This is a genomic window from Colwellia marinimaniae (assembly GCF_002207865.1).
Classification (GTDB): domain Bacteria; phylum Pseudomonadota; class Gammaproteobacteria; order Enterobacterales; family Alteromonadaceae; genus Colwellia; species Colwellia marinimaniae.
Map to the genome: position 1 here is coordinate 26,182 of NZ_BDQM01000037.1, position 11,437 is coordinate 37,618.

At 36.9% G+C, this 11,437-nt stretch carries 7 protein-coding genes; 4 read left to right on the forward strand and 3 right to left on the reverse strand.

Annotated features, from left to right (window positions below):
* Window positions 1–97 precede the first annotated feature (97 nt).
* The 3 genes from MTCD1_RS15830 to fadA all read left to right on the forward strand — a co-directional run bounded on the left by MTCD1_RS15830 (window position 98) and on the right by fadA (window position 5,945).
* Window positions 98–2,320 carry a bifunctional diguanylate cyclase/phosphodiesterase gene (locus MTCD1_RS15830; RefSeq protein WP_057179453.1) on the forward strand — a complete coding sequence of 741 codons (2,223 nt, stop codon included), beginning with the start codon at window positions 98–100 and terminating at the stop codon, window positions 2,318–2,320.
* A 280-nt stretch (window positions 2,321–2,600) separates the two neighbouring features.
* Window positions 2,601–4,769 (forward strand): fatty acid oxidation complex subunit alpha FadB, encoded by a 2,169-nt coding sequence (fadB, locus tag MTCD1_RS15835; RefSeq protein ID WP_057179428.1) that lies wholly within the window; start codon window positions 2,601–2,603, stop codon window positions 4,767–4,769.
* 15 nt (window positions 4,770–4,784) lie between these two features.
* A complete protein-coding gene (gene fadA / locus MTCD1_RS15840) occupies window positions 4,785–5,945 on the forward strand; it encodes an acetyl-CoA C-acyltransferase FadA (RefSeq protein ID WP_057179427.1) in 1,161 nt (386 codons plus the stop codon).
* A gap of 77 nt (window positions 5,946–6,022) precedes the next feature.
* Here fadA and MTCD1_RS15845 read toward each other — a convergent pair whose 3' ends face one another.
* Together MTCD1_RS15845 and MTCD1_RS15850 are read right to left on the reverse strand one after the other, a co-directional pair.
* Window positions 6,023–6,946: a manganese-dependent inorganic pyrophosphatase gene (locus MTCD1_RS15845; protein ID WP_057179426.1), complete on the reverse strand. Its 924-nt coding sequence runs from the start codon at window positions 6,944–6,946 to the stop codon at window positions 6,023–6,025.
* 181 nt (window positions 6,947–7,127) lie between these two features.
* Entirely contained in the window at window positions 7,128–7,550 is a 423-nt protein-coding gene (locus MTCD1_RS15850) for a hypothetical protein (RefSeq protein WP_057179425.1), read from the reverse strand.
* Between the two features lie 102 nt (window positions 7,551–7,652).
* Between MTCD1_RS15850 and MTCD1_RS15855 the strand changes: the two genes are divergently transcribed.
* Window positions 7,653–8,468 (forward strand): rhodanese-like domain-containing protein, encoded by an 816-nt coding sequence (locus MTCD1_RS15855; RefSeq protein WP_057179424.1) that lies wholly within the window; start codon window positions 7,653–7,655, stop codon window positions 8,466–8,468.
* A 1,502-nt stretch (window positions 8,469–9,970) separates the two neighbouring features.
* On the opposite strand, the gene MTCD1_RS15860 is transcribed toward MTCD1_RS15855, so the two are convergent.
* Complete coding sequence (locus MTCD1_RS15860) at window positions 9,971–11,008, reverse strand: TRAP transporter substrate-binding protein (RefSeq protein ID WP_057179423.1); 1,038 nt, start codon at window positions 11,006–11,008, stop codon at window positions 9,971–9,973.
* Between the last annotated feature and the right edge of the window lie 429 nt (window positions 11,009–11,437).

Below are 11,437 nucleotides of genomic sequence, written 5' to 3' on the forward strand. Positions count from 1 at the left end.
GTAAAAAAGTAGTATTAGGTTATAGTTAAGCTAAATAAAATACATTTCAATTTTAACTGGGATATTTGTAATAAATATGCTTAGTTATGAGGGCAGTATGCAAGCATCCGAAAATTCAAACGATGATTTTTTATTCATTGATGATAGTGATGAAGAGGAGATTTTAGCGTTTGGCAGTGATGAAACTTGGCAGGTTTTAATTGTTGACGATGATCCAGAAATTCATTCAGTTACTCAGTTAGCATTATCCGATTTGATTGTATTAGGCCGCCGCCTTGAGTATTTACATGCCTACTCAGGTAAAGATGCCTGTCAGCTCATTAAAGATCATAAGGATATTGTTCTTGTATTACTCGATGTCGTTATGGAAACGGATGATGCCGGCTTAAATGTAGTAAAATATATAAGAGAGACATTACAACGAAAAGATATCCGCATTGTTTTGCGTACCGGTCAACCCGGCTATGCTCCCGAAGAAAGTGTGATCAAAGAATATGATATTAATGACTATAAGACAAAAACAGAGTTAACTCGCCGTAAACTGGTAACCACCGTTTTTGCCGCCATTCGCTCTTTTCAACAAATAGCCACGGTTAATGAAAACCGTTTAGGCTTGGAAACTATTGTCTCAGGCGCCACCGAATTATCTTCTCAACACTCCCTGCCTACCTATAGTCAAGAAGTTTTATCGCAATTAAAAACCCTCATAAATGAAGATATTTCGGCCGTTTTTTGCGCTAGAGGTCAAGGCATTATCGACAATATTGATGATTTAAGTTTTTATATACTTGCGCAAATAGGATTTGATGATAGCTTAGTTAACCAAAAGCTAGAAATGCTGGAAAATGAGCAAGCAAATAAACAAGTAAAAGCTTGTTTCTTGCAACAAAAGCACCAGTACCTCGATGACAGTCTGAATTTATACGTTGCTAAAGGCGACTATCGTTCTGTTATCCACGTAATACTGTCCAGCCCTTTAACCGAAATACAAACGCAACTACTCAATGTTTTTTTATCTGGAGTAGCGGTGGGTTACGAAAATGTTCATTTGTTCCAAAAACTCACCAATGCAGCCTATAAAGATTGGCTAACAAATTTACCCAACCGCTTAGAGTTCGTGCGCTTACTTGACCAATTTGCACAAAGTGAGCAAGAAAACCAAGTTGCAGCCTTAATTGACATTAATCATTTCAGCGATATCAACGATGCCTTAGGACAAGATATAGGTAACAAACTACTTACTGCTGTAGGTCAACGCATGCAAAGTATCTATAGTGACTGTCAATTCGCCCGTGTCGGTGCAGATGTCTTCGGTATTATTGGTCCTGCTGATTGTTTAACTCCTGAAAAATTAATGGCTTTATTCCATCAACCATTTAAGGCCGGTGAGCAACATCTTCCTATCAATGCTTGTTTTGGCTTTTGTACCAAAGAGCATGCACAAAGCAGTGGTGTTCAAGTTTTAAATCAAATTAATATTGCTTTAAATATTGCTAAAAAAAATCCTCTAGATCATTTTTCTTATTATCACCCCGATATCGAAGATCAAATGCAATGGCGATTAAATATGATCAGCCAACTACGTAAGGATTTTGGTAATAACTGTCTAGAGCTTTGGTATCAGCCGCAATTATCATTAAGTACCGGTAAAGTCATAGGCGCAGAAGCATTACTTCGATGGCGTACTGCTGATGGAACATATATTTCTCCTGCTGTATTTATTCCTTTAGCTGAATATTCAGGCTTAATTATTGAAATTGGTGACTGGGTGATTAACCAAGCATGTAAACAATTACAAACTATGGAGAATGACTTCCCCGACATTAGTATTTCAGTCAATGTCTCGATACCTCAGTTTCGACAAGATAATTTCGTTGACAATGTTATCAACACTATTACTCGACATAAAATCAGACCAAATAAACTTGAATTAGAAATTACTGAAAATATTTTAATGGACGAACCACAAATAATCATTGATACCTTAACCAAGTTAAAAGCCCAAGGGATCAGTATAGCATTAGATGATTTTGGTACTGGCTTTTCATCATTAAGCTATTTACAAAAATTACCTCTTGATAGACTAAAAATTGATCGTGCCTTTGTCACTGATATTGATAAAGAGGGTCAGTCCATTATTGCTGAAACCATCATCATTTTGGGTCAGAAAATGAAACTTAAAGTAATTGCTGAAGGTATTGAAGAAATTGAGCAAGAAAAACGCCTAATTGAACTTGGCTGTGATGAAGTCCAAGGTTTCTATTACGCTAAGCCAATGCCAGCAAGTGATTTCATTAACTTTCTCCCGCAACAAAGGTAATACCTATAATAGACCATTAAATTGGCACTACCTTTTTAAGCGTAAACAATCTATTAACATACCCAGTCATATTTCGCTGGGTATTTTTTTGCATGCATTATTATACTTTTTCCTAGTAAACAAACAGCCAATTAAAACAACCGTTTTAATTTTATTGCATTTAACTTTTATTCAAGGCACACTCAGTCAGCTATTATTAATGATCTAAGTTTTTTATAGCGTAAAAAATCTAGTTCAATCATCAAAAATCAACACCACCTTTAGGTGAAGGAGACGAAGCATGATATATCAAGGCAACAGCCTTTCAGCCCAATTACTCGAAGACGGCATTGTCGAACTTAAGTTCGATGCTCAGGGATCAGTAAATAAATTTGATCAAGCAACTTTTGAAGAATATATTGCAGTAGTTGCAGCAATTAACAACTGCAGTGATGCTAAAGGCGTTATGGTTACCTCAGGTAAATCAACATTTATTGTTGGCGCGGATATCACTGAGTTTTTAACTTCATTTGGTCAGCCAGAAGATGAATTAGCCGCTTGGGCAAAGAAAGCATCTGATGTTTTCGATTCATTTGAAGATATTCAATTACCTACCATTGCCGCCATTAATGGTGTTGCATTAGGCGGTGGTTGTGAAATGGCTCTTGCCTGTGATTACCGTGTTGCAGATACTACCGTAAGCATTGGCCTACCAGAAGTTAAACTAGGATTGATGCCTGGTTTTGGTGGCACTGTCAGACTACCTCGAATTATCGGTTTTGATAATGCAGCAACTTGGATGTCAACTGGTAAAGCATTTAAACCGGCGGCGGCACTTGCACAAGGCGTTATTGACGCAGTTGTTGAACCAGAAAATTTACGCAGTGCTGCTATTAGCATGCTTAAATTGGCGATTAATGGCAAGCTAGATTGGCGTGCTAAACGTCAGCCTAAATTGGAAGCATTAAACTTATCTCCGACAGAATTAATCATGTCATCGACAACATGCAAAGGTATGATTGCCGCTAAAGCTGGCAAACATTACCCTGCACCAATGGTGATGATAAATACATTGATTGCTAGTGCTAACTTAGATCGCACCGGTGCAATGGCTGCTGAGAATGCCGGTTTTGCCAAATTAGCAAAAACTGATGCAGCAACAGCACAAATTGGTTTGTTTATGGCAGACCAAGTCATTAAAAGTAAAGCCAAAAAAGCGGCTAAACTGGCAACTAAAATTGTCAAAAAAGCCGCGGTATTAGGTGCAGGTATTATGGGTGGTGGTATTGCCTATCAATCAGCCTATAAAGGCACGCCTATCATTATGAAAGATATTAATGATCAAGCACTCGATTTAGGTTTAACGACAGCAACGGGCATATTAACTAAACAAGTTGAACGTGGTCGTATGGATGCTAAGAAAATGGCTGGTGTATTAAATAACATCACGCCAAGCTTAAGTTATGACAGCGTTAAAGATGTAGATATTGTTATTGAAGCCGTTGTTGAAAACCCTAAAATAAAAGGCATGGTGCTAGCTGAAGTTGAAGGCGTAATCAGTGACGATGCTATTCTTACTTCTAATACCTCGACTATCTCAATTGATTTATTAGCACAAAGCTTAAAACGTCCGCAAAACTTTTGTGGAATGCATTTCTTCAATCCCGTCAATAAAATGCCATTAGTTGAAGTAATTCGCGGTAAAGATACCTCGGATGAAACGATAGCTACTGTCGTAGCATATGCCGCGAAAATGGGTAAGTCGCCGATTGTTGTTAATGATTGCCCAGGTTTTTATGTAAACCGTGTTTTGTTCCCATACTTTGCTGGCTTTAGTCAATTAGTACTTGAAGGTGCTGACTTTAGCGCTATCGATAAAGTAATGGAAAAACAATTTGGTTGGCCAATGGGTCCAGCATATTTGCTTGATGTAGTTGGTGTTGATACGGCTGATCACTGTACCGGTGTTATGTCAGCTGGTTTCCCTACGCGCATGAAAAAAATTGCCAATGACCCCGTTAGTACTCTTTATGCTAATGAGCGTTTTGGTCAGAAGAATGGCAAAGGCTTTTATGATCACATCAAAGATAAACGTGGTCGTCCAATAAAAGTACCTGCTCCTATTGCATACGAATTACTTGGCCAACATTGTGCTGATAAAAAAGACTTCAGCAGCGAAGAAATTATTGCTCGCATGATGATCCCTATGGTTAATGAAGTGGTACGTTGTTTAGAAGAAGGTGTAGTTGATACTGCAGCTGAAGCTGATATGGGCTTAATCTATGGTGTTGGTTTCCCACCATTTAGAGGTGGTGCAATTCGCTATTTAGAAACACTTGGTTTAGATAACTTCATCGCAATGGCGGATAAATATGCTGATCTAGGTGAAATTTATCAAGTAACTGATGGCCTACGTAAGATGGCAAAATCAGGTAAATCTTATTTCACCACCGATGTTAAATCAGCTTAAGCCGAGGAGAATAAAATGAACGAAGTTGTAATTGTAGACTGCATACGAACTCCAATGGGTCGCTCTAAGGCCGGCGTTTTTCGCAATGTACGTGCTGAAGCATTGTCAGCACACTTAATGAAACAAATTTTAAAACGCAACCCAGCATTAGACCCAGAAGACATTGAAGATGTTATTTGGGGCTGTGTAAAACAAACTAAAGAACAAGGGTTTAATATCGCCCGTAATGCATCATTACTTGCTGGTTTACCAAAATCTATTGCTGGTGTTACGGTTAACCGTTTATGTGGCTCTTCTATGGAAGCGTTGCACCAAGCGACTACCAGTATCATGACTGGTCAAGGTGATGTATTTCTAATTGGTGGTGTTGAACACATGGGTCACGTACCTATGATGTATGATGTTGATTTTGACCCTGCACTCAATAAACATATTGCCTTAGCCTCTGGAAATATGGGCTTAACTGCTGAGTTATTGGGTAAGCAACACGGCATTACCCGTGAAATGCAAGATGCTTTTGGTGCACGTTCGCATCAAAAAGCCCATGAAGCACACTTGGCTGGTCGTTGGGACAATGAAATTGTTGCCACAGAAGGTCATGATGCTACAGGTGCACTAACGTTAGTTGAGCATGATGAAGTAATTCGTCCTGACACAACGGCTGAAAGCTTATCAGCATTGCGTCCAGTATTTGACCCAGTGAATGGTACCGTTACTGCGGGAACGTCTTCTGCTCTTTCTGACGGCGCTTCAGCAATGTTAATTATGTCTGCTAAGAAAGCAAAAGAACTAGGTTTAACAGCTCGCGTTAAAATTCGTGGTATGGCAGTTGCTGGTTGCGATCCTGCGACTATGGGCTATGGCCCTGTTCCTGCAACGAATAAAGCTTTAAAACGTGCCGGTCTATCAATTGCAGATATTGAGTTATTTGAATTTAACGAAGCTTTTGCTGCCCAAGCACTTTCTTGTGTAAGAGCATTAAAAGTTGAAGATAAAATGGACCAAATTAACTTAAATGGCGGCGCTATTGCCCTGGGTCATCCTTTAGGTTGTTCAGGAACACGTATATCCGGCACCTTGATTAACTTAATGGAAGGCCAAGATGTCAATATTGGTTTAGCCACTATGTGTATCGGCTTAGGTCAAGGTATAGCAACAGTATTTGAACGCGTTTAGCTTTAAATAACTGACATAAAAAACCCAGCAACTGCTGGGTTTTTTCTTTTAAGCAATTAATAACTACTTAAGAATAGCTACTTAAGAAAAATTTCTTGCAGCGGTGGAACCACTTGTTTTTTCCGGCTTAACACACCATCTAACCAAGCTTTGCCATCGTGTAATGCAACACCAAAGGCTTGCTCTGCTAAGGTATCGCTATCACTGGCGACTAATAGCTCAGAGCCTTCTTTCATAATATCAGTCAAAAGTAAAAAGACACTATGACGGCCACCTTCAACTTTAAGCTTTGCTATATCAGCATGCAGCTCATCTTTGATGTCATCAAAAACGGATAAATCAATGACTTCAAGTTGACCAATGCCAACCTTATGACCATTCATATTAAAGTCTTTAAAATCACGTTTGACTAAAGTTCGAATAGGGGTTCCTGCAACAGCAGACTTAATCCTAAACATGTCCATGCCTAGTTCTTTAAAGTCTTCTATGCCTGCAATTTCTGCTAATGCTTCGACACATTTTATATCCGCCGTGGTACAGGTTGGCGATTTAAAAATAACAGTGTCACTTAAAATGGCGCATAACATGGCTCCCGCTATATTTTTAGGGATCTCTACATTATGAAAATCAAACATCATCTTAATGATTGTATTGGTACAACCCACCGGACGTACCCAGATTTCAAGTGGAGAAGTCGTGGTCAAGTCACCAAGTTTGTGATGATCTATAATGCCTAGAATAGTTGCTTTTTCTATATCATCTGGAGCGAGTTCAAGATCACTGTGATCAACAATATATACGCCCTCACCTGCATAACTAGTCTTTAATTCAGGTTGGTCAAAGCCAAACTTATCTAAGATAAACAGGGTTTCTGGGGTAAGCTCACCTAAACGCGCAGGAACAGTCTCCTCACCTAAGGTTGTTTTTAAATATGATAAAGCAATAGCAGAACAGATTGAATCTGAATCCGGTATTTTGTGACCTACAACGTAATTTGGCATAAAAGTGCTCTCCTTTAAATTAGCGACATTCTACCAAAGTAAGTATTAATTGTGTATGTTGTTCGCGTAGTGCTTAGTGATATCTTATAACTATCTACATTCCACTACTGCTTTAGCATTGCAGCTTTGTTTACTCATCAAAATAAAATTATAATAGCTGCGTTATAGGCACTCAATATTATTAAAGTAATGTAACTTCACCTGTAGTTGAATCATAGATGAAACCAAACTCAACTTTTCTTGTTAGCTTGTATGAACAAGTATTATTACCTTCATAGTTACTAATAAATTCTTTCGAATCATCAATCGCTGCTTTGTTGTCACCGTCTTCTATTAGCGCTTCCCATAAAGATAAACAATCATCGTCATTATCTGTCGATATTACTACATCACTACCAGGATAACTTTGAGCAGGAAAACCTTCTGGGTTAATGTCTATTTGTCCAGACACATCAGTCCCATATAGTTGAATGTTATCGCGTTGACTAAATACAGCTGGTGAGCCCAAAACGCGCCACTTCATATGGGCAAGTTGTACACCTGACCTTAAAGCACCAGCATTGGCTTTAACTTTTGCCTCTAAAGCATCATCAGTTAAATTCATAAATTTTAATACTCCCAATTCATATCTTGTTTATGAAAAATTTCAGCGCCATGAATTGAAGCTGTCTATACTTTATATACTTCATTTCTAATGGTGCTGAACATGAAATTAAGTAAAAGTGGTTCGCTGACTATAATTACTTTTCTATGTCTGTTATTCATTCCAATCAGCTTTGCCTTTAATACTTCCGATTCCAAATACCCACTTAGGCATATATTTACAAATTTGGAATTTATTTCATCTGAAGAGCTTTTTAACGATAACCACAAAAAATTAATAATAGATGTAAGGTCAAAATTTGAATTTGAAATACTGCATATTAAAGATGCTATCAATATACCCATTTCAAATATGAGCTTTATTCCCTCTTTAACGAGTATTACTGATAAAGATTTTAGGCCTATTATATTTTATTGTAATGGAGTCGATTGCCTCAAATCATCTCACGCGGCAATAAAAGCTCGAACTCATGACTTCTTAAACGTTAAGGTTTATGATGGTGGTGTACATGATTGGGCTAAAACATACCCTAAACATTCGGTTTTACTTGGTGAATTTATGACATCAAGGGACGAACTGATCTCTGATAGTTTATTCTTTAAACACAATTTATCTCCTCGTAATTTCATGAAAGAAATTGGAATCAATACATGGATACTAGATATCAGAGATCCTTTTCAACGCGACATAAAAATTCTAGAAAATACCACTTATGCTCATTCAATCGACAAATTAAATAGCCTATTAAGTCGTGCAAAAAATGAAAAGGTAAAATTGCTGATTTATGATGCTGTAGGCAGGCAAGTTAGGTGGGTTCAATATTTATTGGAAAAAGAAGGTTTTGATAATTATTATTTTCTAGAGGGAGGAGTCAAAAATTTTGTCCATGAAAGAGATCTAAGGATGATTGAAGAATAATTCCTTATGATATTTAATCTGAAGGTAGCTATTGTACTCATGCTAGATTGGACGTAAATTATTATTTTTAATGGGCTTAAAGCTCTTATGGAACACTAGTGGAACCACTAGAAATATATGTATATAAAAAGGGTTCCAAATCGAACTTTAACTTCAGCACTATTTCTAATAAATTATTCATTTCATATTACTAAGAAGCCTTAGTGACAACCAAAAAATCAACACATTTAACGCTCAAAAAATGTATGTGAATGCGGTTAATACCGTTTGACTTCAATAAGTTTAAGGTCACTAGAGATTATGTCTTTACTGTTTATATAGATGGTGAAGAGCTTAATGTAGGCTCTGAATCACTTATTGCTATGGGCTATAGGATTTTTTATAAGTCTGATTGTTTGCTTGAGCTAAGGTCAGATAAGCATAGTAATTATGTTTATTGTGAGCCAACTAGACCAAATGAGACTTTTAACGAAAGGACTAATTCTAGTGCTGTACAAATGAAGTTGATTTGATATGCGCAGCATGGAGTAATACGTTTTAGTACCAAACTTGTTTAACCTGGCTCAACCGGCAAGCTGATTTTGGTACTAATTCATCCTCCTGGACAGTTACCAGGAGAAGTTTTTGGTAATACCCCTGACAAAATACGATAGATTTCGTAAGTTATATCTCACACTTTTGTGAGACATCACTTACATAAAGTTTAGTGGTATACAGAGCGTGCGTCACTAAATGATTGATATTTATTTGTTTTGCTTTCTTTGTTTGTTTTGTCTTTGTTTCTTAAACTTCATTGTTATATATTTTCCATCCATATGGTCCACTTTTCTTTCAATTATGATTTATCATTTAACCATGGAGTAAAAAAGGAGTACACTGCATGGATGCCCAAGAATTTGAACGCTTAAATTATTTGTCTGAAAAATCAATCAATGACAATGTATCGATTCGAGAAATGAATGAGTTTAAACAACTACACGACAAGTGGACTAAGTCGGAAGAATTCAATTTGTTTATACCATTTAATTAACACTGATAACCCCCTTCATTCTGACAGTTATTAAACCTCTTAAAGCGAGCTTATCAAATAATTGAGTTCTAGCTATTAGCATCGTCCCAGCCAATAAAAATTACATTTTAGCGCTACGGTTTTATTAGTGGCAAAAGTGACGGTTAGTATTGTCTCGTTATGGAGCACAAAGCGCTTTAGATTTTCACTCTAATTTAGACTGCTTTGGTGCGCATTGCGGAAGTGGGTAGCACTAAATTTTAACTTCTACAATTGGTTCGATAGCAGCCATTACTGTTGAATTCGTAAGACTAACTTCTGCCACATTAGACATTAGGTAATCGAATTGTATTGCTACATTTTGATTAGTTTTTATATGGTTAAAGTTTAGATAAGTTATGAATAAAGCTAGCGTAAATTATGAAACAGATGCAAATTGAAATGACTACCCTTTATAGTTAAAAACACAGCATGAAAACTCGGCTCTATCAATTTACTGATTTGTTATTATCAAAACATTTTCAACTATTTTTTTTCCCTTTGCTTCATCGCCATATCCTATAAATTTATAGTGTTTTTCCCAGAGTGGTTTTGTGGCGTCAACCCACCTTTGCTTATCTTCCAAGTCTAAAATCTTCATGTTATTATTCAACAATATAGCTTTGAATTCGTTGTTTTTTTTATTTTCCCACTCCCACTCATATTCTGCAGCTTCCCGACCAGATTTTCTAACGACATTTTTTAAATCATCAGGCAAACTTTGATAAAATTCTTCGTTCATCAAAATAGGCCCTACCCATAAAAAAGGGCCATTATTCGTTACATACTTTTGGTTGGCATCCCAAAATTTTGAATCAGCAATGACTGAATATGGGTTTTCTTGTCCATCTATCTCACCTTTCTTAAGTGCCTCAAATGTAAGCTCCCAATTCAATGGGATTACCTCTGCGCCCAGAGTCATATAGGTATCCCTCATTAGACGATTGCGGGGAGTCCGAATAACTAATCCTTGAATATCTTCTAGTCGTTGAACTGGCTTTTTAGAGTTTGTCATATGCCTGAATCCACCTATAAGCCATCCAATAGCTCTAATATTGTGTTTTCTCGCCAATACTTCGTTAATCTCTTCCATCATAAATTTACTTCGAAAAAGCTTCATTGCCGATTTTTTGTCTTCGAAAATATATGGCAACATTAAGAATTCTAAAATACTTGCTTTAATAGAGGCATTCCCTGAGGCAATAGCGGTAACATGAACTCGATTATGTACGCCACTATGACTGGTCATCATCATATTCATGTTGACTTCTTCCCCCATAATCGCTGGAAACTCTTCATTACCACGGAAGTGAATTTCAGCAATTAACCTACCGTTTGAATATTTTGCAATTAACTCTCCAAATTTTTCTAAGGCAACTACATGTATTGAGCCCTTTGGATTATCGGTACTGCAAACTATTTTGACTGGTGCAGATTTTACTGACAAAGATGAAATCAATAGAACGCAAAAAAAGATGAAATATCTAATCATTTAACCATAACCCTCAGACGGTAATCCATATTGTCCAGACAAGTAAAACAGTGACGACAAGCGTGCTGATTTATTTTTTTTCATAATTTTTAAATTAGTTACAGTTTTATAAATCAGTTTTTAAGTCTTGAAGTGCGCCGTAACCAAACAATTCATTAGTAAAAGTATAGAATAACTTTTAATGATAGTTCCGATAAAAAATTCACCTATGTCAGGTCTGCGAACGTGTGCGGATACCCTTTCAAATATCTATGTCCGCTTATATATCGATAGCACACCTAATTATGAGTAATTTCAGCTAATAGCTTTGGTTGCATATTCTCATGCATCGCGATCACCTAATACCCTCTAAGCCGATCACTTTTCGGTCAAAATGGTATTGAGTGATCGGCTTGAATGGTATCGTTCAATTTTTACACTTTTTTGTCT

Excerpts from the sequence above, each read along its gene's own strand:
- MTCD1_RS15860 (WP_057179423.1), bottom strand. The coding sequence starts at position 11,008 with ATGATTAGATATTTCATCTTTTTTTGCGTTCTATTGATTTCATCTTTG.
- MTCD1_RS15850 (WP_057179425.1), bottom strand. The coding sequence starts at position 7,550 with ATGAATTTAACTGATGATGCTTTAGAGGCAAAAGTTAAAGCCAATGCT.
- fadB (WP_057179428.1), top strand. The coding sequence starts at position 2,601 with ATGATATATCAAGGCAACAGCCTTTCAGCCCAATTACTCGAAGACGGC.
- fadA (WP_057179427.1), top strand. The coding sequence starts at position 4,785 with ATGAACGAAGTTGTAATTGTAGACTGCATACGAACTCCAATGGGTCGC.
- MTCD1_RS15830 (WP_057179453.1), top strand. The coding sequence starts at position 98 with ATGCAAGCATCCGAAAATTCAAACGATGATTTTTTATTCATTGATGAT.
- MTCD1_RS15855 (WP_057179424.1), top strand. The coding sequence starts at position 7,653 with ATGAAATTAAGTAAAAGTGGTTCGCTGACTATAATTACTTTTCTATGT.
- MTCD1_RS15845 (WP_057179426.1), bottom strand. The coding sequence starts at position 6,946 with ATGCCAAATTACGTTGTAGGTCACAAAATACCGGATTCAGATTCAATC.